General features: G+C 68.6%; 22 protein-coding genes. 14 read left to right on the top strand and 8 right to left on the bottom strand.

The window, feature by feature from the left end:
- The first annotated feature begins 99 nt into the window (after positions 1-99).
- Both M3190_RS12235 and M3190_RS12230 read left to right on the top strand, forming a co-directional pair.
- Positions 100-597: a CAP domain-containing protein gene (locus tag M3190_RS12235; protein WP_251581991.1), complete on the top strand. Its 498-nt coding sequence runs from the start codon at positions 100-102 to the stop codon at positions 595-597.
- A 77-nt stretch (positions 598-674) separates the two neighbouring features.
- Positions 675-1142: a VanZ family protein gene (locus tag M3190_RS12230; protein WP_251581989.1), complete on the top strand. Its 468-nt coding sequence runs from the start codon at positions 675-677 to the stop codon at positions 1140-1142.
- A 1-nt stretch (position 1143) separates the two neighbouring features.
- Here M3190_RS12230 and coaA read toward each other — a convergent pair whose 3' ends face one another.
- Complete coding sequence (coaA, locus tag M3190_RS12225) at positions 1144-2091, bottom strand: type I pantothenate kinase (RefSeq protein ID WP_251581987.1); 948 nt, start codon at positions 2089-2091, stop codon at positions 1144-1146.
- A 121-nt stretch (positions 2092-2212) separates the two neighbouring features.
- Here coaA and M3190_RS12220 point away from each other — a divergent pair, with 121 nt between their 5' ends.
- Positions 2213-3799: a cellulase family glycosylhydrolase gene (locus tag M3190_RS12220; protein WP_251581985.1), complete on the top strand. Its 1587-nt coding sequence runs from the start codon at positions 2213-2215 to the stop codon at positions 3797-3799.
- A 9-nt stretch (positions 3800-3808) separates the two neighbouring features.
- A complete protein-coding gene (locus M3190_RS12215; RefSeq protein WP_251581984.1) occupies positions 3809-4753 on the top strand; it encodes a Ppx/GppA phosphatase family protein in 945 nt (314 codons plus the stop codon).
- Between the two features lie 3 nt (positions 4754-4756).
- Here M3190_RS12215 and M3190_RS12210 read toward each other — a convergent pair whose 3' ends face one another.
- A complete protein-coding gene (locus tag M3190_RS12210) occupies positions 4757-5650 on the bottom strand; it encodes an SDR family oxidoreductase (RefSeq protein WP_251581982.1) in 894 nt (297 codons plus the stop codon).
- A gap of 157 nt (positions 5651-5807) precedes the next feature.
- Between M3190_RS12210 and M3190_RS12205 the strand changes: the two genes are divergently transcribed.
- The 3 genes from M3190_RS12205 (at position 5808) to M3190_RS12195 (ending at position 9099) form a co-directional block, all read left to right on the top strand.
- Entirely contained in the window at positions 5808-7169 is a 1362-nt protein-coding gene (locus tag M3190_RS12205) for an alpha/beta hydrolase (RefSeq protein ID WP_251581980.1), read from the top strand.
- A complete protein-coding gene (locus M3190_RS12200) occupies positions 7166-8737 on the top strand; it encodes a GMC family oxidoreductase (protein ID WP_251581978.1) in 1572 nt (523 codons plus the stop codon). Before M3190_RS12205 ends, M3190_RS12200 begins: the two co-directional genes overlap by 4 nt.
- 218 nt (positions 8738-8955) lie before the next feature.
- Positions 8956-9099, top strand: coding sequence for a hypothetical protein (locus tag M3190_RS12195; RefSeq protein WP_251581976.1), 144 nt, complete (start codon positions 8956-8958; stop codon positions 9097-9099).
- Positions 9100-9102: 3 nt separating this feature from the next.
- On the opposite strand, the gene M3190_RS12190 is transcribed toward M3190_RS12195, so the two are convergent.
- The 3 genes from M3190_RS12190 to M3190_RS12180 form a co-directional block, all read right to left on the bottom strand.
- Positions 9103-10926, bottom strand: a complete 1824-nt coding sequence (locus M3190_RS12190) for a hypothetical protein (protein WP_251581974.1) — start codon at positions 10924-10926, stop codon at positions 9103-9105.
- A 54-nt stretch (positions 10927-10980) separates the two neighbouring features.
- Positions 10981-12132 carry an acyltransferase family protein gene (locus M3190_RS12185; RefSeq protein WP_251581972.1) on the bottom strand — a complete coding sequence of 384 codons (1152 nt, stop codon included), beginning with the start codon at positions 12130-12132 and terminating at the stop codon, positions 10981-10983.
- 192 nt (positions 12133-12324) lie between these two features.
- On the bottom strand, positions 12325-12495 hold the full coding sequence (locus M3190_RS12180; RefSeq protein ID WP_064003284.1) for a CsbD family protein: 171 nt from the start codon (positions 12493-12495) through the stop codon (positions 12325-12327).
- A 183-nt stretch (positions 12496-12678) separates the two neighbouring features.
- Here M3190_RS12180 and M3190_RS12175 point away from each other — a divergent pair, with 183 nt between their 5' ends.
- Positions 12679-14142 carry a glutamate--cysteine ligase gene (locus tag M3190_RS12175; RefSeq protein ID WP_251581970.1) on the top strand — a complete coding sequence of 488 codons (1464 nt, stop codon included), beginning with the start codon at positions 12679-12681 and terminating at the stop codon, positions 14140-14142.
- Between the two features lie 4 nt (positions 14143-14146).
- On the opposite strand, the gene M3190_RS12170 is transcribed toward M3190_RS12175, so the two are convergent.
- Together M3190_RS12170 and M3190_RS12165 are read right to left on the bottom strand one after the other, a co-directional pair.
- Positions 14147-15178, bottom strand: a complete 1032-nt coding sequence (locus tag M3190_RS12170) for an acyltransferase family protein (protein ID WP_251581968.1) — start codon at positions 15176-15178, stop codon at positions 14147-14149.
- 123 nt (positions 15179-15301) lie between these two features.
- Positions 15302-16801 carry an MFS transporter gene (locus M3190_RS12165; RefSeq protein ID WP_251581966.1) on the bottom strand — a complete coding sequence of 500 codons (1500 nt, stop codon included), beginning with the start codon at positions 16799-16801 and terminating at the stop codon, positions 15302-15304.
- A gap of 90 nt (positions 16802-16891) precedes the next feature.
- Between M3190_RS12165 and M3190_RS12160 the strand changes: the two genes are divergently transcribed.
- Positions 16892-17557 (top strand): cysteine hydrolase family protein, encoded by a 666-nt coding sequence (locus tag M3190_RS12160; RefSeq protein ID WP_251581964.1) that lies wholly within the window; start codon positions 16892-16894, stop codon positions 17555-17557.
- Positions 17558-17587: 30 nt separating this feature from the next.
- Here M3190_RS12160 and M3190_RS12155 read toward each other — a convergent pair whose 3' ends face one another.
- On the bottom strand, positions 17588-18172 hold the full coding sequence (locus M3190_RS12155; RefSeq protein WP_251581962.1) for a PadR family transcriptional regulator: 585 nt from the start codon (positions 18170-18172) through the stop codon (positions 17588-17590).
- A gap of 161 nt (positions 18173-18333) precedes the next feature.
- On the opposite strand from M3190_RS12155, the gene M3190_RS12150 reads away from it, so the two are divergent.
- From M3190_RS12150 to M3190_RS12130, 5 genes are read left to right on the top strand one after another with little or no spacing between them, the layout of a single operon-like run.
- Positions 18334-19296 (top strand): ABC transporter permease, encoded by a 963-nt coding sequence (locus M3190_RS12150; RefSeq protein ID WP_251581960.1) that lies wholly within the window; start codon positions 18334-18336, stop codon positions 19294-19296.
- Positions 19293-20186 carry an ABC transporter permease gene (locus M3190_RS12145; RefSeq protein WP_251581958.1) on the top strand — a complete coding sequence of 298 codons (894 nt, stop codon included), beginning with the start codon at positions 19293-19295 and terminating at the stop codon, positions 20184-20186. The genes M3190_RS12150 and M3190_RS12145 overlap by 4 nt, the downstream gene beginning before the upstream one ends.
- Positions 20183-21142: an ABC transporter ATP-binding protein gene (locus tag M3190_RS12140; protein ID WP_251581956.1), complete on the top strand. Its 960-nt coding sequence runs from the start codon at positions 20183-20185 to the stop codon at positions 21140-21142. Before M3190_RS12145 ends, M3190_RS12140 begins: the two co-directional genes overlap by 4 nt.
- Positions 21139-21894, top strand: coding sequence for an ABC transporter ATP-binding protein (locus M3190_RS12135; RefSeq protein WP_251581954.1), 756 nt, complete (start codon positions 21139-21141; stop codon positions 21892-21894). Before M3190_RS12140 ends, M3190_RS12135 begins: the two co-directional genes overlap by 4 nt.
- Before the next feature lie 44 nt (positions 21895-21938).
- Positions 21939-23534, top strand: coding sequence for an ABC transporter substrate-binding protein (locus M3190_RS12130; protein ID WP_251581952.1), 1596 nt, complete (start codon positions 21939-21941; stop codon positions 23532-23534).
- Positions 23535-23581 lie beyond the last annotated feature (47 nt).

Genomic DNA, 23581 nt, shown 5'->3' with positions numbered 1-23581 from the left:
GCCGACAATCGCCTAGGGGTGGTGCCGGAAACATGCGTTTGGTACCTATGAATCTCCGCGTCCCCAGCGCGGCCGTGCCCCCACACGATGGAGTCCCCCATGTCCACATCCCTCCGCGCCCGCCGACGGTCGGCGCTCGCCATCACCGCCGCCCTCGCGCTCGCCCTCTCGGTTCTGCCCGCCGGCACGGCGTCCGCAGCCGTGTCGACCTCATGCACCGGTACCACCCAGTCCGCCGTGCAGAAGCGGATCCTCGCCGATGTCAACGCCGCCCGGAAAGCGAAGGGCAAGGCCGCCCTGACGCTGAACTCGGCGATGTCGACCGTCGCGGTGAACTGGTCGGGCAAGCAGGCCGCCGCCAACCGGATGAGTCACAACCCGTACTACTCGTCGCAGATCCCGAAGGGGTGGACCCGGGCGGGCGAGAACGTCGCCTTCGGATACACCCCGCAGAAGGTGACCGCGGCGTGGATGGCTTCGACGGGCCACCGGGCGAACATCCTCGGGTCGTACAACCGCATCGGGATCGGCGTCGCCTGCTCGTCGAAGGGGCTTCCCTTCTACACGCAGGTCTTCGGGTACTACCCGGCTCGCTGAGGCCGGCGGGGCGGGATCGGGCGAGGTCGTAGACTCGCGCACACATCGCAGCGTCGCGTCACCCCCGAGGAGGACCGATGCCCGAGACCCCGCCCCGGCCGCCGTTGCCGCCCCGCGTCCCGCCGCGGCCGCCGCTCCCCCGGCGCCGCCTGCGCCCACCGGCATCCGTCCCGGCCCTCGTCCTCACGGGGTATGTGGCGGTGCTGGCGCTCATCGCGTTCTGGCCGACGCCGGTCGACGCCGGTGTCGCGCCGCTCCTCGACGCGCTCTCGCGGCGGCTGCCCGCCATCACCCGGCCCCGGGTCGAGTTCGTCGCCAACGTCGCGCTGTTCGTGCCGTTCGGCGTGCTCCTGCCGCTCCTCCTGCGTCGCTCGCTCGAGCTCGTGCTGCCGATCGCGATCGTCGCGACGGTGGCGATCGAGTGCATGCAGGCGCTGGTGCTCGCGCAGCGCGTGCCGAGTGTCCTGGACATCGTCGCCAACGTGACGGGAGCGTGCGTCGGGATGCTGGGACTCGCCGTCTGGCGACTTTTCCAGAGCCGCTGAGTCAGAGTTTCCGGAGGCGGACCGTCTCGACGGTGTGGTCCGCGGCCTTGCGGAGGACGAGCTTCGCACGGTGACGGGTGGGCTCGACGTTCTCGACCAGGTTGGGGAGGTTGATCTCGTTCCAGTACCCGAGCGCGCGCGTCACAGCCTCGTCGTCGGAGATGTCGGCGAAGACCTTGAAGAACGAGTTCGGGTTGGAGAAGGCCGCCTCGCGGAGGGCGAGGAACCGGTTCACGTACCACTGGGCGATGTGGTCGTGGTCGGCGTCGACGTAGACCGAGAAGTCGAACAGCTCGCTGACGGCGATGTCGTGAGGATTCGGCGCCGGGGCGAGGACGTTGAGCCCTTCGACGATGATGACGTCGGGGCGCCGCACCGTGACCTGGGCGTCGGGGATGATGTCGTATCGCATGTGCGAGTAGTACGGCGCTTTGACCTCGGCCTCGCCGGACTTCACCGCGAGGAGGAACTCGACCAGCGCCCGACGGTCGTACGACTCGGGGAAGCCCTTGCGATCCATGATCCCGCGGCGCTCGAGTTCGGCGTTCGGGTAGAGGAATCCGTCGGTCGTGACGAGTTCGACGCGCGGGGTTCCGGGCCACCGGCTCATCAGTTCGCGCAGCAGTCGGGCCACCGTCGACTTGCCGACGGCCACGGATCCTGCCACCGCGACGATGAACGGCGTCGTGGCATCCGTCTCACCGACGAAATCGGCGGTGTCGGCGCCGAGACGCTTGGTCGCCGAGGCGTACAGCGAGAGCAGCCGGCTGAGGGGGAGGTAGACCTCGCGCACTTCGGTGATGTCGAGACGGTCCCCGATGCCGCGCAGCTGCACGACCTCGGTCTCGGTGAGGGGCTGCTCCATGCCGGCAGCCATCCGCGCCCACTCGGCACGGGGGATCTCGCGGTACAACGAATCGTTCGTCGTCGGCGTCTCGTCGGGGGACATTGCCGCAACTCTAGCCGTGCCGCCGCAGGCCTTTACGCGCGCGCGTGCGCGTCCGCGTGCCGTACCCTGAGATCCGGTGTTCCATCGCGGCGATTCTGCCGCTCTCGACGGGGGTTTTGTCATGTTCCGACGCGTGCTGGCGGTCGCGACCGCGCTGGTGCTCGCCGCATCTCTCGGCATCGCCGGAACACCGACGTCGGCGGATGCCGCCGGACCCGGCTGGTACAAGACCTCGGGCTCGCGCATCGTGAACGCGTCGACAGGGAAGACCGTCACGCTCAAGGCGACGTCGTGGTTCGGGATGGAGACAGAGACGTGCGCTCCGCACGGCCTGTGGTCCATCTCGCTGAAGCAGGGCATGGCGCAGATCGCCGGGATGGGTTTCAACACGATCCGGCTCCCGTTCGCGAACGAGTGCCTCAGCCGCAAGACCGCGACCTCGGTCAACACGGCGATGAACCCGACGCTCGCCAACAAAACACCCCTGAAGATCATGGATGCCGTCATCGCCACGGCTCGCTCGTACGGTCTGCGCGTGATCCTCGATCGACACCGGCCGGGCACGGACGCGCAGTCCGAGCTGTGGTACACCGACAAGTACTCCGAGAAGCGGTGGATCTCGGACTGGCGGATGCTCGCCGCCCGCTACAAGTCCGACCCGACCGTGATAGGCGTCGACCTCCACAACGAGCCCCGCGGCAACGCGTGCTGGGGGTGCGGTGTGCGCGCGCGTGACTGGCAGGCGGCCGCCGTGCGCGCCGGTAACGCGGTCTTGGACGTCAACCCGAAGCTGCTCATCATCGTCGAGGGCGTGCAGTTCGCGCCCGACGGGAGCGCCACCTGGTGGGGCGGCAACCTCCGCGGCGTCGCGAAGAAGCCGGTCACGCTGAAGGTCAAGAACCGCGTCGTCTACTCGCCGCACGAATACCCGTCGTCGATCTCGGATCAGCCGTGGTTCCACACGTCCAACTACCCCGCGAATCTCCCCAGCGTGTGGGAGCGGAACTGGGGCTACATCGCGACGAAGAAGATCGCTCCCGTGTTCGTCGGGGAGTTCGGCACGAAACTCCAGACGACCTCCGACAAGCAGTGGCTCGCGAAGCTGACGGCCTACATGAAGGGCAAGGGGCTCAGCTGGGCCTATTGGTCGTTCAACCCGAACAGCGGCGACACCGGCGGCCTGCTGAAGGATGACTGGTACACGCGCGACAAGGCGAAGCTCGCCGCACTGAAGCCGATCCTCACGCCGAAGAACGTGCCGTACCCGGCGGCACCCACGCCGGCGCCCCAGCCGCAGCCGCAGCCGTCGCAGCCACAACCGCAGCCTTCGCAGCCTCAGCCGTCACAGCCCCCCGCGGTCGGTGGAACATCGAGCGCCTCGTCGAACGGGGTGTCGGCCACGCTCACCGTGACGAGTGCGTGGCAGGGCAAGTACCAGGTCGGCCTCTCGCTGACCGCGCCGTCCACCGGCAAGGTGCGGTCGTGGACCGCGTCCTGGACATCTCCGGGAGCGAGCGCGATCGACAACGCGTGGGGCATGTCGTGCTCCGTCGCGGGAGCAGGCTCGTCGTCAGCTCGCGTCACGTGTCGCGGTACCGAGTGGGGCGTCACCAACCTCACCAACGGGGCGCGCGTCGACGTCGGCGTCATCCTGAGCGCGCCGCAGCCGCCCGCGAAGCCGAAGCTGTCGCTCTCCGCCAGCCGCTAGCGTCACATCGTGCGCCTCGGAGTCCTCGACATCGGCTCGAACACCGTCCACCTGCTGGTCGCCGATGTGCACCCCGGCGGTCGCCCGCTGGCAGCGACCAGCAACCGCACCGCCCTGCGGCTGATGCGGTACCTCGAGCCGGACGGGTCGATCAGCGCGGCGGGGGTCGACGCCCTCGTCGCGGCGGTCGTCGAGGCGCGTGCGGTCGCTGAGCGCGAGAACGTCGTCGAGCTCCTCGCGACGGCCACGAGCGCCGTGCGCGAGGCGGCCAACGGCGCCGAGGTCATCGCCCGCATCGAGGCCGCGCTGGGACAGGACCTGCAGGTACTCGGCGGCGAGGCCGAGGCACGCTTCACCTTCCTCGCGGTCCGCCGCTGGTTCGGCTGGTCGGCCGGGCAGATCCTCCTCTTCGACATCGGCGGCGGCTCGCTGGAGCTCGCGGCGGGGCGCGACGAACTGCCCGAGGTCGCGGCATCCGTCCCCCTCGGAGCCGGCCGGATGACGGTCGAGTATCTGCACGACGACCCGCCCGGAGAGGATGCCGTCGAGCGACTGCGCGAGCATGCGAACGCCACGCTGAAGCCGGTCGTCGCGCTCATGTCGTCGCAGCCCGCTCCGGAGCACGTCGTCGGCTCGTCGAAGGCGATCCGCTCGCTCGCCAAGCTCGTCGGCTACCCCGCGCCGGGCTGGGCGGGCACCGAGCGCATGGTGCTGCCGCGCGGGGCGCTCGGGTCGTGGATCCCGCGGCTGGCGCGGATTCCGGCATCCGCTCGGCAGGAGCTGCCGGGGATCACCGCGGACCGCACCTTCCAGATCGTCGCGGGCGCGGTCGTGCTGCACACCGCGATGACGGCGCTGCAGGTGGACGAGCTCGAGGTGTCGCCGTGGGCACTGCGCGAGGGCGTGCTGCTGCGCTACATCGAGTCGCTCAGCTGGAACGCTCCGACGGTCTGACCGTCAGGGCGTGACCATGCCGCCGTTGACGTTGAGGGTCTCGCCCGAGACGTAGCTCGACTCCGCCGAGGCGAGGAACACGAATGCCGGCGCGATCTCGGCGGGCTGCCCGGCGCGCTTGTACTCGTTCTCCTCGTCGAAGGCCTGCATCTGCTCGCCCGAGACCCCGTCGCTGACCTGCAGAGCGGACCACACGGGACCGGGCGCGACGACGTTGACCCGGATGCCGCGAGGCGCCAGCTGCTGCGCAAGACCCTTCGAGAGGTTGTTGATCGCCGCCTTGGTCGCCGCGTAGTCCAGGCGGTCGGGAGCGGGCTTGTAGGCCTCGAGCGACGCCGTGCTGATGATGGATGCCCCGGGAGGCATGTGGACGAGAGCGGCCTTCACGATCCAGAAGAAGGCGAAGACGTTGGTCTCGAACGTCGCGCTGAACTGCTCGTCGGAGAGGTCTTCGACACGCTCGACCGCGACCTGCTTGCCCGCGTTGCTCACCAGGATGTCGATGCCACCCAGGAACTCCGCCGCCTCCGCGACGAGCTCACGGCACTGCTGACGGTCGCTGATGTCCGCGACGATGGCGTGGCCCCGCACGCCGGCGTCGGCGATGACCTGCAGCACGTGGTCGGCGTCCTCCTGCTCGTCGGGCAGATGCACGATGACGACGTCGGCGCCCTCCCGCGCGAACGCGATCGCCGCAGCGGCGCCGATGCCGGAGTCCCCGCCCGTGACGAGCGCCTTGCGCCCCCGCAGACGCTCAGACCCGCGGTACGTCGACTCTCCGAGGTCGGGCACGGGCGTCATGCGCGCCTGCACGCCCGGCTCGGGCTGGTGCTGCAGGGGCGGCTCGACGCGGGCGTACCGGGTGACGGGATTGTCGAACGTGTACTGATCGGTCATCGCGCCACCGTAGGCCGGGATGCGGCATCCGCTCGCCCCCTTGCCAGCGGCGGCTCGCAGTGGCAGTGGGCTGCGTGACGCGCGCCGAGATGATCGCAGGTGCATGCCCGGGGCGCAAGTGTTCTGTCGAGATCCGGCGCGTTTCTAGAGTGAGCGCGTGCCGAGCGACCCGTCCCCCACCCACGAGTGCACCATCTTCTTCCTGCCCGGATTGGGATTGGATGCCGCCGCTGCCGACCCGATCGTCGCCGCCGCCCACCCGCGGCTGCGCATCGTGGGCATCGACCTTCTGGACCGCGGCCGGGCGGCATCCGTCGATGACCTCGCCGACACCGCGCTCGAGCGGATCGTCGCCGAAGCCGACGGCGGGCCTTTCCTCGTCTGCGGACACAGCCTCGGCGGCAAGGTCGCGGCGCGCGTCATGGCGCGGGTGCTCTCGGGCACTGAGCCGCTGTTCGGTCTCGTGGGCGCGGTGCTGCTCGCTCCCTCTCCCCCGACGCCCGAGCCGATGGCCGACGACAAGCGCGGCGAGATGCTCGCGACCGCGCAGGGCGAGCACCTGTCACGGGAGGATGCCGCCGCCTTCATCGCCGCGAACGTCGCCGCCCCGCTTCCCGGTGAGCTGCACGAGTCCGCGGTCGACGCGGTCGTGCGACAGCCGGCATCCGCGTGGCGGGAGTGGCTCACCTCGGGCAGCCTGGAGGACGCCACCGGCCTGGTCGGAGTGCTCGACCTGCCCGTCGTCGTCCTCGCCGGTGAGGACGACGACGCGCTCGGCGCGGACGCGCAGCCTGCACTGGTCGCCGACGTCTACCCCCGCGCCCGTGTCGAGCGGATGCCGGGTGTCGGTCACCTGTTGCCGTACGAGGCTCCCGAGCGGGTCGCGGCGGCGCTGGCCGAGCTGTGGGACGCGATTGGCACCTCAGCCCCGACGATCCCCGCGGAGTGGGGACGTGTGCTCGGGTCGACCCGCGTGGACGTCGCGGTGCGGCGCACTCTCGCGCACCGCGCGATCGCGGACGACCCGCGTCGCGTGCCGCGCGCGCTCACCGACGCGCAGGTGGCGACCCTGCGGCAGCTGGCCGCGCGGATCGTGCCGCAGCACGGGGCTGCGATCGACCTCGCCGCGCGCATCGACGACATGCTCGCCGACGGCGGCGGGGACGGCTGGCGGCCCGCGGGCTCCCCCGATGACACGATCGCCTACGCGCGCGGGCTGGACGCGATAGCCCAGGTCTGGCCGGAGGATGCCGCGGAGCAGCGCGCGCTGATCACGCGTCTCATCACCGACGGGATGCCCGCTGCCGGTCTGTCGGCCGACGGCATCCGCTCCTGGTTCGAGGACGCACGCAACGACCTGCTGCGCATGTGGCTGTCGCACCCGGCGTCGCTGGCACGGATCGGGTTCGACGGCTTCGCGGTCGGGGGGACGGGCGAGCGCCCCGTGGGGTGGACGGTGATCTCCGGCGGTGCACGCGAGTCGTGGGAGCCGGCCGAGCTCGGGGAGGGTGCAGCATGAGCGGCGACGGTCGACGGGTGACGGATGCCCCCGGGATGCGGCGCTTCGACCTGGACGAGGTCGTCGACGTCGTCGTGGTCGGTACGGGGGCGGGCGGCGCTCCCCTGCTCGCACGTCTGGCCGCGGCAGGGCTGCGCGTCGTGGCGCTCGAAGCGGGCCCGGACTTCGCGCCGAGCGAGTTCACGCCCGACGAGCTCGAGTCCACGAAGATCAACTGGATGTCCGAGCGCCTCAGCGGCGGTGCGGATCCGACCGCGTTCGGGCCGAACAACAGCGGGTACGGCGTCGGCGGCAGCACCCTGCACTGGGGCGCGTTCACGCCGCGTCCGGATGCCCGCGACCTGCGGCTGCGCAGCGACACGGGCGAGGGCCGTGACTGGCCGATCGACCACGCCGAGCTGATCCGCTACATCGAGCGCGTCGAGTCCGACATCGGCGTGAGCGGTCCCGCGCACTATCCCTGGGACCCGTCGCGCCGCTACGCATACCCGCCGGTCCGTCGGAACGGCTCATCGGACGTGATGATCCGCGGCTGCGAGGCGCTCGGCATCACCGCGACCGACGGCCCCGCCGCGATCCTCACCCACGACCGCGACCAGCCGCACTACGGCCTGCGGCCCGCGACGCTCGACAACGGCGACATCCACCAGGGCGACCGGTTCGGCGCGAAGGCGACGACCGCGAACACCTACCTGCCCGCCGCCGTGGCGGCCGGCGCCGAGGTGCGCCCGGACTCGTTCGTGCACGGGATCGAACGGGATGCCGCCGGACGGGTGACCGCCGTGGTGTACCGCTCGGGCGGGGTCGACGTGCGCCAGCGATGCGCGGCGCTGGTGCTCGCCGCGGGTGGCGTCGAGACGCCGCGGCTTCTGCTGCACACGGATGTCGCGAACGCGAACGGTGTGGTGGGCCGGGGGTTCATGGCACACGGCGGCGTGCAGGTGTGGGGCCGGTTCGACGAACCGATCCGCGGGTATCGCGGCTACCCGTCGTCCATCATCAGCGAGGACTTCGTGCGCCCCGAGGACGCGGACTTCATCGGCGGTTACCTCCTGCAGAGTCTCGGCGTGATGCCGCTGAACTTCGGCACGCAGCTCGTGCGCGGTGCCGGTCTGTGGGGCGAGGACCTGATGTCGGCGATCGACGAGTACCCGTTCAGCGCGGGCGTCGGCATGAACGGCGAGTGCCTGCCCGACGACCGCAACGCCCTGACGCTCAGCGACGAACTCGCCGAGGACGGGATGCCGAGGGCCGAGATCACGTTCTCGCAGGGTGACAACGAGCGGGCCATCGACCGGCACGGTGTGGCCGTCATGGAGCGCATCCTGCGCGCCGCGGGCGCACGCAGCACGCGGGTCACGCAGCGCTCGTGCCACACTCTCGGGACCGCGCGCATGAGCGACGATCCCGAGGACGGCGTCGTCGACGCATCCGGTCGGTCCCACGAGGTGGAGAACCTCTGGATCTGCGACAACTCGACCTTCCCGAGCGCTCTGACCGCGAATCCGGCCCTCACGCAGATGGCCCTGTCGCTGCGCACTGCCGACCTCATGCTCGCGGGGCGCTGAGGCGCTCCTCCGTCACCGCCGCGTTCGCGGATGCAATGGATCCGATGCGACACGCCGCTGTCCGACCCACGGATGCCGGGTGTCGCCCGGCATCCGTTGCATCCGCGAGCAGCGACCCGACGCCTCCGCCGCACGCAACGACCCCGACACACGGCTGCGCTAGCCTGACCGCAGATCCTCGTCAACGGCGACGAAACACCGTCCTGGGGGAGGAACTCATGTCTGCTCGCTCGTCGACCCGTCGCCGTCGCAAGCGTTCCGCGCCGAAGCCGCCGGGACTGCCGTGGTGGGCCTACGTCGCGCTGGTCGTGGTCGCACTCGGCGCCATCGCACTGGTCGTCGCGGCGCTCATGGAGTACTGACCCTCAGCCGACACTCGACGTTCGCGGCGCCCACCAGTGCCGTCGCGTCGCAGGGGCCGCCGCGATCGCGGCTTCGTGGCTGAGCGGCACCGGCACCTCGAGCACGACGGTGTCGTCGCGCTGATAGATCCTCGACCCGGCCCCCAGCACGTCGATCCCGCGCAGCTCGGGTCCCACGGCAGGTACGCGGTCGAGCACTCCGCGCGACCACGTGCGGACGAGGAGCGCGCCGTCGACGACGTCGATCGAGAGCCACACGTCCTTCGCCTCGGAGTGCTTGATCGCGTTGACGAACCCCTCGTTGACGACGGTCGCCACCCGGCGTGACAACGCGGGCTCCTGCAGCGCGTCGGTCGCCTCCGCCGAGATCTCGCTCGACACCCCGAGCACCGTGCGCCAGGTGGCGAGGAGCTCGAAGAGGTCCTCGTGGGCGCTCTGCAGCGTTCCCTCGAGCGCGACCGAGTCGGCTTCGGCGATGAACGCGAGGATCGAGTCGAAGGCGGCATCGGTCTCTCGCCGGAAGGCCTCGATGTCCTCCGGGGTCAATTCCCATTCGTCGGCCGCCGCCGCGAGCAGGACGCATCTGCCCTGCACGCGCCCGTGGAGCACGTGCGCCGCATTCCGCAGCGGGCGGCGTGCCGACGCGGTCTTCGCGGTCAGCGTCCGCGCCACGAGGCTCAGCACTGCTTCGAGACGGTGGGCGGTGTCGGCTGCGCGGGCGATGGCGTCGGCGCACGCGGCCAACGCGATCGCGACGAGCGGCAACGAGATGAGCGGCACGAACCGGGTGGGATCGTCCGGTCCGAGGATGACCCAGGCCACGACGGTCATCCCGACCCCGGCGGCGAGCCACACGGCGACGAGGATCCGTCCGCGACGCGCCGGCGCCTTCCTGCGCGACAGCCAGCGGATGATCGTGTCGGCAGCCAGCGTCACCGGCGCGCCGGCGAGTATCGCGGCGACCGCCGCCCACGGTCCGTTCGACTGGAAGGCGTAGGGCACGGCGCCGACGAGGAAGACGAACCCGGTGAGCAGATACGGCGCCGGGCGGAGCATCGTCAGTGGCGAGCGCGACGTGGTGTCTATCCTGTGCTCGCCCGTGTCACCCTCGACGGCGCGCAGGTCGAGTCCGGCGCGTTCCTCGAGGCGGTGGCTGGCGGTGCGCACCTCGTCGGCGTAGTCCCGGACAGCGGTGAAGTCGATCGTCCCGCTGAGCATCTCGTCGCGCCGGCGGCGCAGTCGTGAGATGAGCGGCGCCAGCTCGGCCCGGTTCTCGGACTCGAACCGTGCGAGCCGGCGTTGCCCGGTGGTCAGTGCCGCGATCGCGTCGGTGAGCCGCCTGCGCGAACCTCGGGTCAGCTCGATGGAGCGCACGGTCATCGCGATGATCGAGAGGCCCGCGAGCCATACGAACATGTTCGACACGACGCGCGCCGCCAGTGCCTCGAAGTCGGGGGCGACGTCGTAGAGCCCGACGTAGATGGCCTCGTTGACGAACGGGCGGATGCCGGCGGCGAGGGCGACCGCCGCGAGGACGAGGATGCCGCGGTGCGACGGGCGACGCAGACGTCGCTCGGCGAGCGCGACAGGAACGAGAAGCAGCGCGAGCGCTGCCCACCCGAGGAAGCCGACGAACATCACGTGGGCGAATCCGACGACGTCGCCGACGTGTTGGAACGGGGCCATGACGGTGACCGAGATCAGGATGCTGATCCACAGCGCAGCGGGCGAGAAGAAGGCACCACTGGTCACGGCATCCCACCACACGTGAGCGCCGAGACCGATGCGTCGCCGAACGGCGGCGGGTGCGGGATCTCCCCCGGCCATGTTTCGTCTTTCCCCGGTGGGCCCGGGCTGGCCCGGCGCCAGTCTAGCGAGGGGTCAGGCGCGATGTGCGTGCACGTCGGGGGCGATCGGCGCGTGCGGCTGCGGCCGCTTCTTCGTCCGTGCGCGGACGGCGTCGCCGACGCGGCGCGACAGCTTGTGGCTGGGGATCTCGACGATCTTGAAGAACACCCACGACAGCGGGATCGACAGCACGATGCTCACGAGCGCGGCGATGCGGAGGTTCTGGTCGCCGAACAGGTGCGCCATGGAGATGACGACCGGCTCGTGGACGAGGTACAGGCTGAATGAGATGAGCCCGAACCACTGCATGACGCGGCTCTCGAGGAAGCGCCGGAAGATCGGCACGACGATGGCGGCGATCACGGCGACCACGGCGCCGATCGTGGTGACCGCGTCGAACGGCTTGACGAGGAACCGGAGGGACTCGAACGGCCGGATGAGCCACGGGGAGACGAGCAGGATCGGTGCGACGAGCAGGAGGAGCGCCTGCGTGCCCCGGCTCGGCCTCCACTCCCGGATGGTCGGCAGCCAGGTGGCGATGACGACGCCGATGAGGAACATCGGCAGGTAGACGAGGGCCCGGTTGCCGAGGGATGCCGAGACGCCGATGCCCACGATCGCGGCGATCGCGAGGATCCAGTTGTAGCGGGCGAACCGGACGCCGAGGAACACGAAGACCGGCAGCAGGAACGAGAACGCGATCTCCCACTGGAGCGACCACAGCGGGCTGACGAGGTCCCCGGTGCCGAAGAGGAGGGTCGCATCGCCCCAGATCGCCTCGGGGCTCACGGGCTTGCTCGTGATGTCGAGCCAGGCGCTCTCCATGCCGCGGTCGCGCGGGATGATCAGCACCCATCCGAGGTAGACGATGATCGCCGCCCACACCGGAAGGTAGAGGCGCAGCAGTCGCTGCGGGTAGTAGCCGACCCAGGAGAAGTCGCGGCCCTGTTTCAGGACGGGCAGCGTGAGAACGACACCGCTCAGGACGAAGAAGATGAAGACGGCGCCCGCGCCGTCCCAGAAGATGTGCAGAGGCGTGTAGGCGAGCAGCTCGGGAAGACCGTTCTCGGCGCGGCCCTCGAGATAGGGCTCCGCGAACAGCGGGAACGTCAGCATGATGTGGTGCACCAGGACGATGAGCGCGGCGAGACCGCGCAGACCGTCGAGCGATGTCAGCCGTTTCATGGATCTCCCGAAGCGTCCGCCGACGGCCGTGGAGAGGGGGGATCACGCGTCACGTCGGGGGAAAACGTCGAGTGAAGTGTACGTGAACGGGTGTCGCGGGCCCCGGCATCCGTCTGTGAGTCATCGGATCGAGGCGGCAGGGAACGACGAACGCCCGGGTCCGTGGCGGGCCCGGGCGTTCGGTGGAGAGGCTTACTTGAACGCGTCCTTCACGTTCTCGCCGGCCTTCTTGAGGTTGGCCTCGGTCTGGTCCTGGTGGCCTTCGGCTTCGAGTCGCTCGTTGTCGCTCGCCTTGCCGGCAGCTTCCTTGCCCTTACCCGTGAGGTCCTGAGCGGCGTTCTTGATCTTGTCGTCGAGTCCCATGATCTGGTCCTTCCGTCGATCCACCCGGAAGCGGAGCGTTCCGGGACTGACCACGCTAGGCAGCGGCAGGGAACGAGCCAACCCCTGGCAATTCGGACCGGGATGAGTTAGCGCGTCATGGTCGACGGCGGTGGCCTTGTCAACCGCCCCGCCCCCTCCCTCCGCCCGACCTATCGTGGCGGGGTGGGAGAAGAAGTCGAGAAGCAAGAGATCACCGGAGCCGACCGCACCCTTCACCGGGAGAAGATCCGTCGCAATCTCGACGTCTTCGAGCGGATGCTGCGCGAAGCCCGCTTCGACACCGATGACCCGATGACGGGGCTCGAACTCGAACTGAATCTCGTGGACTCCGTGGGTGACCCCGCGATGCGGAACGAGCAGGTGCTGCGGGCGATCGCGGACCCGGCGTTCGTGACGGAGCTGGGGCGGTTCAACGTCGAGATCAACGTGCCGCCGGCGAAGCTCCGCGACGGCGGTCTGACCACGTTCGAGGAGGGCATGCGGCAGCGGCTGAACGACGCCGAGGTGCGGAGCGAGGATCTCGGCGCGTATCTGGTGATGATCGGCATCCTGCCCACGCTGGCGGAGCGGCATCTGGGCCGCAGCACGCTGAGCGCGGACTCGCGGTACGACCTGCTGAACGAGCAGGTGCTCGATGCGCGCGGCGAGGACATCGCGATCTCGATCGCCGGTCGCGAGCGGCTGGAGACGACGACGGACTCGATCGTGCCCGAGGCGGCGTGCACGAGCACGCAGTTCCACGTGCAGACCTCACCGGCGGAGTTCGCGTCGTACTGGAACGCGTCGCAGGCGATCGCCGGTGCGCAGCTCGCGGCGGCGGCGAACTCGCCGTTCCTGCTGGGCAAGGAGCTGTGGCGCGAGTCGCGCATCCCGCTGTTCGAGCAGGCGACCGACACCCGCAGCGAGGAGCTGAAGGCGCAGGGCGTGCGTCCGCGGGTGTGGTTCGGCGAGCGCTGGATCACGTCGGTGTTCGACCTGTTCGAGGAGAACGTGCGCTACTTCCCGGCGCTGCTGCCGATCATCGACGACGAGGACCCGCTCGAGGTGCTCGAGTCGGGCGGCGTGCCGTCGCTGGCCGAGCTGAAGCTGCACAACGGCACGGTCTACCGGTGGAACCGCCCGGTGTACGACGTCGCCGACGGCATGCCGCACCTGCGGGTGGAGAACCGGATCCTCGCCGCCGGGCCGACGGTGGTCGACACGGTTGCGAACGCCGCGTTCTACTTCGGCCTCGTGCGTTCGCTGGCGGAGGATGAGCGCCCCGTGTGGTCGCGCATGCCGTTCGCGACGGCACGCGAGAGCTTCCTGTCGGCGGCGCGCGACGGCATCGAGGCGCGCCTGTCGTGGCCGGGCGTCGGTCAGGTGCCGGCGACGGAGCTGATCCTCGAGACGCTGCTGCCGCTCGCGGCGGACGGCCTGGACGCATGGGGCGTCTCCCCCGCTGAGCGCGACCGTTACCTCGGGATCATCGAGGGCCGGTGCGTCGCGAAGACGAACGGGGCGGAGTGGTTCGCGAAGCGGATGCGGGCGCGCGAGGGCATGGAGCGTTTCGACGCCCTGCGCGCAACGCTGCTCGAGTATCGCGAGGCGATGCACACGAACGAGCCGGTGCACACCTGGAGCTGAGGCGTCAGCCGGCGACCGCCTCGGTCTGCACGTTCCGCTGCACCCGCCGCCCCGGGCGCAGCTTCATCGCGTGACGCTCGAGCAGGAACCAGCTCGCCGCAGCGAGCGGCAGGGTGAGCAGGATCGACAGGATGCCGAAGAGCGGCACGCCGAGCGCGGCGAGGCCGAAGCTGGCGAGCACCTGTTGCACCGGCATCCCGTAGATGTAGACGCCGTAGGAGATGTCGTTCTCAAGCTTGAGGCGCGGGTGCTTGAGCATCGCGCCGAGCCCGAGCATCAGGTAGGCCCACGGCAGCGCGCCGACGACCCGGTAGTCCGGGAGGAGCATGCTCGCGGCCGTGACGACGGCTGCGGCTCCGAGAAGCGGCCAGCTGACCGGGATGCGGCGGGCGTACTGCTCGATCAGCATGCCGGCCGCGAACATGATACCGAAGCGCGATCCGTGCACAGCCCAGTAGTTCTCGACAGGACCGTAGGCGGTGGCGAGCAGGCCGAGGAAGGTCAGGCCGAAGATGAGCGGGACCGTGGCGCGGAACCGGTAGAGGGCGAGCAATCCGAGGGTGAGGACGCCGAGGTAGCAGAGGAACTCCCAGAAGAGGGTCCAGAGCGATCCGTTCCAGTACCCCGGGTAGGGGACGTTGAGCGGTGTGCCGGCGATGCTGTGGTCGAAGATGCGCAGCGCAGCGTTCTGCACCACGTACTTCACGTTCTCGACGGAGATGACGTCGATGTAGCTGCGACCGGTGACCAGCGCGGTGGTGATCGGCGCGATGAGGAACGCCGTGACGATGAGGCACACCCAGAAGGCCGGGAAGATGCGGAGGGCCCGGGCGGCGAGGTAGCGCCACCAGTTCGGATTGCGCTTCCAGCTGCCGTAGATGAGGAACCCGCTGATGGCGAAGAAGCCGTCGACGCCGAGCTCCCCGAGCGCCTGCCGGAGCGCCGGCCACTCGACCGGATTCCCGGTCAGCGGAAACGAATGCCAGACGATCACCGACACGGCGAGCATCAGGCGGATGAAATTGAGCGCGTTCATCCGCGGGTCGTACACGCCCCCAAGCGTGCGAAAACGGTGTGGTCCCCTCACCCTCCGGAGGTTACAGGGGATGCCGCGTCTCACATAGATGTGCTGCGCGAGTAATGGGTCCCCAAGCCCGTCTCACATCACCGCCGACGTGACGACCGGCTCCTCGCGCGAAAAGTCGGTACCGGGCGCCCTCGATGGGCGCCGCACGCGATCCACCATCGCGACGACCGCCGCAGCGACGAGGAAGATGCTCACGATCCAGAGAGCCAACGCCGGACCGCTCGAGGGCTGTCCGGCGAATGTGAGGTCGGTGAGGTGCGCGTAGTAGACGATCAACGCGAGTGCCATACCGACAGCCGACCCGACGCGCTGTGCGCACTGGATCAATGACCCGGCGACGCTGGATCGATGCCCCGGCGCGTGCAGCAGGGTGCGCGCCTGATTGGCCGGCGCCGCCAGCCCGGCACCGAATGAGCTCACGCAGAGCAGGCCGGCGACGAGCGCCGGCAGGGCGTCCCGCGGAGAGACGGCGAATGCGAGCCCACTCGCGGCGACAGCGACGGCACCGACTCCGGTGCCCATGGCTACGACGACCCCGTTCGTCGGCGAGACGCGACTCGCGAGCCATGAGCCGGCGATGCTCGCGGCGGCTGCCGGCAGCATCCACAGAGCGGTCTCCAGCGGCGTGAGCAAGCCGATCTGCTGCAGAGCGATCGTGACGATGAGCGTTCCGGCGGTGCCCGCCGCGTGCATGAAGCCCGAGATGAGAACCCCGCTGCTGAGATGCGGAAGCCGGAAGAGGGTCGGGTCGACGAGCGGCTCACGCGAGCGGCGGACCGTCCGTCGTTCATGAACGACGAACACACCCAGAAGGACGCACCCGACAACGGTGACGATCAGCATCCAGGGGGCGAAAGGGAGCGACTGCGAGACGGCACTGAAAGGCGCGATCGTGAGGATGACACCGGCCGCGAGCAGTCCCGCACCGACTCCGTCGAACCCACGCCGACGTTCGGTCGGAGGCTCCCGGACGACGACGATCGTCGCCGGAATGAGGACGACACCTACGGCCACGGTCACCAGGAAGAGCACTCGCCAGCCGATCTCCGGGGCGAAATTGTCCATGATGACCCCCGCGAGGACCGGTGCGAGGAGGGACGTGAGCGAGGTCACAGCTGCGAGCGCCGCCAGCGGTTTGGCACGCTCCGCGGCGGGATAGATGCGTTGGATGAGACCCAGAACCTGCGGCATCAGGAGGCCTGCACCGACCCCCTCCACGACCCGAGCGAGTACCAGAACCTCGACCGTCGGCGCGACGGCGCAGACGACGCTCGACGCCGTGAAGATCGCGAGCCCGGTGAGGAACACCCCCTTACGGGAGAGCACGTCTCCGATCCGGCCCGCCGGGAGCAATGTGGCGGCGTACGCGAGCGTGTAGCCGACGAGCATCAATTGGATGGTGATGGGGTCGCCGCCCATGTCCTCTTGGATGACCGGAAGGGCGATGCCCAGCTTGGACACGTCGAGGATGGTGAGCGCGGCGGCCCCGACGAGTACGACGAAGACGAGTCTTCTGCTGCGCGGGGATCCGGCGTCGAGGAACGGTCCCGCAATCTTCCTGCGCCGAGTCATCCGGATCCTCTCCACGGAAATACCGTCGTAACGTCTGAAACCATATAACAGTATTGGAGTACCGGAACACACTACGAGATTGGGTTTGAAATGAGCGGTCGCACGGCGCTGATCATGATCGACATGCAGAACATGTACCTGGAGCAAGAGCGCCGCAGTGCGCTCGGTTGGCCTCCCATCTACAACTTCGACGCCGTGGTCGCGGAGTGCGCGGCACTGCTGGCTGAGGCGCGGCGCGTGGGCATGCCCGTGATCTATACGCGGCAGACATCCCGCGCAGATGGCGCGGACATGACGCCCAGCATGCGGCGGCTCCTGGCCGACGCTCCCGACGAGTCACCGATCGGAGACGACCGGGAGTGGGCGTCCCAGATCCTCGATGCCGTTGCGCCCGCCGATGGCGACATCGTCATCGAGAAGCACCGGTGGGATGCCTTCTTCAACACGGATCTCGACCCCATCTTGCGAAACCTCGACGTGACCCGCTTGATCGTCGCGGGGCTGCAGACCAACGTCTGCATCGAGACGACGTCGAGGACCGCGATGATGAAGAACTTCGATGTGGCCGTCCCCGAGGACGCGGTGTCGACCGACGGCAAGGCACTCCACATCAACGGACTCGACTCGCTTCGCGTTCTGTACGTCGAGGTCGCTCCCTGGCGTGAGCTCATTGCGGATTCAGCCGCGTGGGATCGCCGCTTCACGACTCCGGGCTACGGGCGGACGGCCGAAGATCTGAGCACCATCCCGGCGTGACCGAGAGCCGACCGCGACCCGGCGATCTCGTCAGCGCCGGGTCGCGTGCTCGGCGTGCGGCATGACCGCCGCCACCGAGGCATCCGGGTCCGTGAGCACCTCTCGAAGCTGCTCGAGCCAGTCCAGAGTCAACGACGTCTGCCGCAGCCAGAGCGTGTAGAGCGCTCGTCGATTGCGCCAGACCGGACTGTCGTGGTCCTCGCGCTCGTCCTCCCAGTTGTCGAGCAGGTGGGAGAGGCTGAAGTGGCGCTGCCGCTGGAATGCGACCTCGGCGTCGAGCAGATACTCCGCCTCATCCCTCTGCAGCACCCAGAGGTTCAGCAGACGCAGCGCCGCATCGTCCCGGACGCCGTGGTCCGGTTGATCATGCAGGAGCCACCGACGCAGCTCGTCGTAGCCGGCGTCGCTGATGACGTAGCTCGTGCGGCCCCGCTCGTTGCGCTCGCTGATCTCGATCAGCCCGCGGGATTCCATCTTCGTGAGCTCGGAGTAGACCTGCGACGGACTGGCGTGCCAGGCGCGGTCATTGACGTCGTTGAAGCTCGCGTTGAGGTCGTAGCCGGTGCGCGGCTTACCCCTCGACAATGCGGCGAGTATCGCGTGGCGCAGTGCCATACGTGTCCTTTCTCCGACGAACAGTGTCGAAAGTCGCGCTCATGCTAACGACAGATCGGCTCCCGCGAGGGGATCGGCGGCCGCTGCGAGAAGCGTCACCGTCTGGAAACAGTACCGAAACAGTACCTCAGTGCATAATTCCAATTATGGACTACAAAGCCATGACACAGAACCGGTTCCTCCGGCTGGTTGCCGGTCGCGCCGTCATGACGGTCATCACCGCGCTGTTCATCGCGATCGTCGTCTTCTTCGCCATCCGTGCCATCCCCGGCGATCCTGCCCTGACGATACTCGGCACTGAGAGCAGCCCCGAGGAACGCGAGCAGCTGCGAGCGGTGATGGGGCTGGATCAGCCGATCGTCACGCAGCTCTCCCTCTGGCTCGGACAGCTCATCGGCGGCGACCTCGGCTACTCGTACAGTCAAGGCCGACCCGTCACCGACATCATCGGCCCCGCCCTCGTCAACACGATGATGCTGGGGGGCCTGGCCAGCGTCATGGCCATCGCACTGGCTCTCATCATGGGGAACCTCGCCACGACAAGGTGGCGAGCCGTGCGGCGGACCATCGACGGGGCTGAGTCGTTCTTCCTCTCGGCGCCTCAGTACACGATCGCGCTCGTCCTTCTCATCGTCTTCGCCGTCCTCCTCCCCGCGTTCCCCGCGGGCGGGGTCGCGACTCGCGGCGACGGGAGCGCCGGCGACATCCTGTCGCACCTCTTCCTTCCCGCCCTGGCACTGGCGCTGGCACCCGGGGCTCAGATGGCGCGGTCGCTGAAGACGTCCATCGCGACGTTGCAGGCCACCGATCTCCTGCCCACCTTGCAAGCCCGTGGGCTCGCGCCGTGGCGCCTCGCGATCCACGCGCACCACAACGCGCTCCCCCCGATGATCACCGTCCTGGGGATCCAAGTCGGGACGATGCTCGGAGGCGCTCTGTTCGTCGAGCAGATCTTCAGCATCCCCGGGCTGGGTGCTCTCATCGTGCAGTCGGTCAGCCTTCGCGATTACACGCTCGTTCAGGCTGTCGCTCTGCTGATCGCCATGGTGTTCGTCGTCGTGCTGCTGCTCGCGGACGTCGTCAACGCCCTCCTCGATCCCCGCATCCGAAAGGGACGCGCATGACCCTCCTGTCAGGGGCCCGCCTGTCGCCGGCCGCAACGGCGACGGCACCCCGTTTCCACCGTCGGTCTCTGCTGAGTCGGATGCCGCTCCGCTCCAAAGTCGCACTGGTCATCATCATGTGCTTGGCGGCCGCAGTTCTCGCCGCGCCGCTGCTCCCGTTGGCCGACCCCCTCACCGGCAGCCTGTCGGAGCGACTCCTCCCCTTCTTCAGCCAGGGGCACGTGCTCGGGACCGACACGCAGGGCCGGGACATGCTCAGTCGGCTCGTGTACGGAACGCGCACGTCACTGATCGTCGGGGTGGTCCCCATCGTCATCGCGACCGTCATCGGGCTCGCGATCGGCACGGTCGCCGGCCTGTCCGGCAGATTCGTGAACACGGTGCTGATGCGTGGCGTGGATCTGCTCTTCGCCTTCCCCGGCGTTCTGCTGGCACTCCTCCTGGCGATCTCGATGGGGGTCGGCCTCGGAACGCTCCTCCTCGCGCTGACTCTCGTCTGGATCGCACCGGTCTCACGGATCGCCGAGACCGAGGTCTCACGAATCCGTGAGCTGGACTTCGTGACTGCAGCCCGATCGAGCGGCGCGACCGCAGCCTCCATCCTGGTGCGCCAGATCGTTCCGGTGTCCCTGCCGGCCGTGCTGGCCTACTCGACATCGCTGGTGGGTGCCAACGTCGCCATCTCGGGAGGCCTCGGGTTCATCGGACTGGGCGTGCCGTCACCTCAACCGGAGCTCGGGTCGATCCTCTACGAGATGCAGGCGGCCGTGTACAGCGATCCCAGCTTGGCGCTCGCTCCCGTGGTCATGATCCTGCTGCTCTCCATGCTCTTCCCTCTCGTCGGCGACGGCGTACGGGATGCCATCTCTGGAAAGGGACGCGAGTCATGACCGACGTCACACCCGCCGGGGGGCTGGATCCCGCCGTTCCCCTCGTCTTGGACGCCTCCCGCATCACCGTGCGATTCCCGCAGGCTGGGCGCTCGCATCGCACGGTGATCGAGGATCTCGGTCTCGGCTTGGAGCGTCGACAGGTCACGGTCCTCCTGGGCGAATCCGGCAGCGGGAAGTCGGTCTTCGCGCGGGCGATCACCGGGCTCTCGGCGAAGACCGCCCGTGTGACGGGTTCCGCCGTCTTCGACGGCGTCGACCTCGTCCAGGCGTCAGCCCGCGAGCTTCGTCGACTGCACGGCGAGCGCATCGGCATGGTGCCGCAGGATCCGAACTCGTCGCTCGACCCGATGCGCCGGATCGGGGGCCAGATCGCCGAGACACTGCTGCAGCACCGGCAGGTGACGTCGCGACGCGATGCCATGCTCCGTGCCGAGGAACTGCTCGAGCGAGTGCAGATCCGCGAGCCTCGGCGCGTGCTTCGGTGCTACCCGCACGAGGTGTCGGGTGGGATGCGGCAGCGTATCGCCATCGCCATCGCCATCAGCTGCGGACCCGAGCTAATCGTCGCCGATGAGCCGTCGAGCGCGTTGGACGCGTCGGTCGGCCGGCATGTCGTCGGGCTGCTCGACGATCTGCGTGAACGCCTCCACACCGCCATCTTGTTCATCACCCATGACATCGGCATCGCCGGGCTGATCGCCTCTCAGGCTCACGATCGGGTCGCCGTGATGCTCGGGGGTCGGATCGTCGAGTTGGGTTACGCGCCCGAGGTGCTCCGCAATCCGCAGCATCCCTACACGCAGGCGCTGATGGCAGCCGAGCCGTCCGCCGCAGTGGCGCGAGGGTCGCTGGCAGTGGTTCCCGAAGACGTCCGCACCCGCCGTGATTGGGGTCCGTTGCGCGAGGTCGCGCCTGGCCACGCCGTGGCCGCGGGCGAGGAGGAGGCAGCATGACAGCGGTACTGCGCGGTGTCGGAGTGACCAAGAGATTCGGGGGCTTCACCGCCGTCGATGACGTCGACTTCGCGATCGAGCCGGGACGCACTCTCGGCGTCGTCGGCGAGTCGGGGAGTGGGAAATCCACGCTGGGTCGCATCGTGATGCGCCTCCTCACTCCGGATGCGGGCAGCGTCACACTCGATGGCCACGATCTCTTCTCGATGAGTCGTTCGACCCTTCGGCGCGCGCGTCGCATGTTCCAGCTCGTACCGCAAGATCCGCGAAACGCCCTCAACCCGGCGATGACGGTCGGGGAGAATCTGGCGTTCCAATTGCGAGCACAGGGCGTGCCTCGCAACGAATGGCGAGCGCGATCTGCGGACCTGCTCGAGATGGTCTCGTTGACGGCGGACTACACCCACGCCTACCCGCACGAACTCTCGGGCGGACAGGCGCAGCGCGTCGCCATCGGCCGGGCGATCGCCAGTCGCCCCCGATTGCTCGTGTGCGATGAGGCCGTCTCGGCGCTCGACAAGTCCGTTCAGGCGCAGGTGCTGAACACGTTCGCCGATCTGCAGAAGCAGCTCGGCGTGGCGATGTTCTTCATCACACACGATCTCGCCGTGGTCGAGCACATCGCCGATGACCTCCTCGTGCTGAACCGTGGCCGGGTCGTCGAAAGCGGCGAGACGCATTCAGTCCTGGCGGCGCCCGCCGATCCCTATACCCAAGAACTTCTGGCAGCTCGTTCCGTGATGCACGCCTGAAGAATGCTCCATCCCGCACCCGACAGAGTCACCTGAGGAGTCACATGCACCACTTCATTGCACGATCTCGCCGCGCGGTGGCCGCCACAGCCATCCTGGTGGCGGGCGGACTAGCCCTCGCAGCCTGCGCCGGTTCATCCTCGACGGGTGACTCGGGGGGCGAGCAGGAGCTCGTCATCGCCTCGCAGATGGCGTCGTTCCCGAGCCTGGACACGGGCGCGATCACGACTGCTGGATACGAAGGCCAGCGCCTCATCGGAAACCTGGTCTACGAGGGGCTGACCAAGCGCGACGTGTCCGACCCGAATGCGCCGGCCGGAGTCGCGCCCGCGCTGGCGTCGTCGTGGGAGGTTTCGGACGACGGCCTTTCCTACACCTTCGCCCTTCAGGAGGGGGTGACGTTCCACGACGGCGCTGAATGGAATGCCGACGCGTTGATCTACAACATCACGCGCTACATGGATGAGAACGACCCGAACTACGATCCCGTGCTCATCACGTACTACACGGTCCTGACGTTCGTCGACAACGTCGAGAAGGTCGATGACATGACAGTGACCTTCACGCTGAAGGAGCCGTTCGCGTTCTTCTTGGCCGACCTGTACAACGTGTACTTCGCCAGCCCGGATTCGCTCGAGGAGGCAGGCGCCGCGGGGCAAGCCACCAACCCGGTCGGGACGGGCCCGTTCGTCTTCGATTCGCTCGAGCAGAATCAATCGATCTCCTTCGTCCGGAACGACGACTACTGGGGCGATGTGCCCAAGCTGGACCGGCTGACCGTCGAACTGATCCCGGATCCCTCCGCACGGACCGCCGCGCTCCGGTCGGGACGGGTCGATTGGATCGAGGCCGCGCTTCCTGACGACCTCGAGAGCCTCGAGTCCGCAGGGTTCGTGGCGACGGGCAACGCTTTCGACTGGGAGTGGTCGTGGCAGCTCATGACCGGCGAGGAACCGTTCGACGACATCCGCGTGCGTCAGGCCATGAACTACGCCATCGATCGGGAGGCGATCGCGGATGACCTCCTGCACGGAACCGCCGCGCCGGCGTATCAGATGTTCGCCGAAGCGAGCCTCTATTACACCGAGGAGGACAACATCTACTCCTACGACCCCGACCGGGCGCGCGAGCTCCTGACCGAGGCGGGGTACCCGGACGGCCTGGACGTGACTGTCGGCTACATCACCGCAGGATCGGGCGCAATGCAGGCACGCGCCATGAATGAGGCCCTCCAGGCGCAGCTCGCGGAAGTCGGCATCGACGTGTCTCTGGAGCCGGTGGACTTCTCGGGCATGTACGCGAAGCTCGGTGAGGGGAACACCGGATGGCAGGCCGCGAATCAGGCGTTCAGCCTCGAGCAGCCGTCGAGCTGGAACGGGTTCTGGTTCGGGTGCGACGGCAACTTCTTCGGGTACTGCAACGAAGAGGCACAGGCGCTGTACGACCAGGCGCTGGTGACGGTGGACGACGACGAGCGAGCCGCCCTCTTGACCGAGGTGGGGCACCTCGTGACGGAGGATGCCGCATGGATGTTCGTGGTCAACGACACCGCACCTCGTGCAATGTCCTCCGCGGTGCAGGGCTTCGAGCAGCCGAAGAGCTGGTGGATCGACTTCACCGGCATCTCGATGGCTGACTGACCCCACGAGCGAAGGGCGGGGGGTTCCGGCGTCATGCTGGACCCTCC

It is taken from the genome of Microbacterium oleivorans (assembly GCF_023715745.1).
GTDB classification, from domain to species: domain Bacteria; phylum Actinomycetota; class Actinomycetes; order Actinomycetales; family Microbacteriaceae; genus Microbacterium; species Microbacterium oleivorans_D.
This window is presented reverse-complemented; position numbering and strand designations above follow the sequence as displayed.

Coding starts and splice junctions, on each gene's coding strand:
- M3190_RS12200 (WP_251581978.1), top strand. CDS start 7,166: ATGAGCGGCGACGGTCGACGGGTGACGGATGCCCCCGGGATGCGGCGC.
- M3190_RS12180 (WP_064003284.1), bottom strand. CDS start 12,495: ATGGGACTCGACGACAAGATCAAGAACGCCGCTCAGGACCTCACGGGT.
- M3190_RS12165 (WP_251581966.1), bottom strand. CDS start 16,801: ATGACTCGGCGCAGGAAGATTGCGGGACCGTTCCTCGACGCCGGATCC.
- M3190_RS12150 (WP_251581960.1), top strand. CDS start 18,334: ATGACACAGAACCGGTTCCTCCGGCTGGTTGCCGGTCGCGCCGTCATG.
- M3190_RS12135 (WP_251581954.1), top strand. CDS start 21,139: ATGACAGCGGTACTGCGCGGTGTCGGAGTGACCAAGAGATTCGGGGGC.
- M3190_RS12220 (WP_251581985.1), top strand. CDS start 2,213: ATGTTCCGACGCGTGCTGGCGGTCGCGACCGCGCTGGTGCTCGCCGCA.
- M3190_RS12145 (WP_251581958.1), top strand. CDS start 19,293: ATGACCCTCCTGTCAGGGGCCCGCCTGTCGCCGGCCGCAACGGCGACG.
- M3190_RS12185 (WP_251581972.1), bottom strand. CDS start 12,132: ATGAAACGGCTGACATCGCTCGACGGTCTGCGCGGTCTCGCCGCGCTC.
- M3190_RS12170 (WP_251581968.1), bottom strand. CDS start 15,178: ATGAACGCGCTCAATTTCATCCGCCTGATGCTCGCCGTGTCGGTGATC.
- coaA (WP_251581987.1), bottom strand. CDS start 2,091: ATGTCCCCCGACGAGACGCCGACGACGAACGATTCGTTGTACCGCGAG.
- M3190_RS12130 (WP_251581952.1), top strand. CDS start 21,939: ATGCACCACTTCATTGCACGATCTCGCCGCGCGGTGGCCGCCACAGCC.
- M3190_RS12190 (WP_251581974.1), bottom strand. CDS start 10,926: ATGGCCGGGGGAGATCCCGCACCCGCCGCCGTTCGGCGACGCATCGGT.
- M3190_RS12230 (WP_251581989.1), top strand. CDS start 675: ATGCCCGAGACCCCGCCCCGGCCGCCGTTGCCGCCCCGCGTCCCGCCG.
- M3190_RS12195 (WP_251581976.1), top strand. CDS start 8,956: ATGTCTGCTCGCTCGTCGACCCGTCGCCGTCGCAAGCGTTCCGCGCCG.
- M3190_RS12160 (WP_251581964.1), top strand. CDS start 16,892: ATGAGCGGTCGCACGGCGCTGATCATGATCGACATGCAGAACATGTAC.
- M3190_RS12235 (WP_251581991.1), top strand. CDS start 100: ATGTCCACATCCCTCCGCGCCCGCCGACGGTCGGCGCTCGCCATCACC.
- M3190_RS12140 (WP_251581956.1), top strand. CDS start 20,183: ATGACCGACGTCACACCCGCCGGGGGGCTGGATCCCGCCGTTCCCCTC.
- M3190_RS12210 (WP_251581982.1), bottom strand. CDS start 5,650: ATGACCGATCAGTACACGTTCGACAATCCCGTCACCCGGTACGCCCGC.
- M3190_RS12155 (WP_251581962.1), bottom strand. CDS start 18,172: ATGGCACTGCGCCACGCGATACTCGCCGCATTGTCGAGGGGTAAGCCG.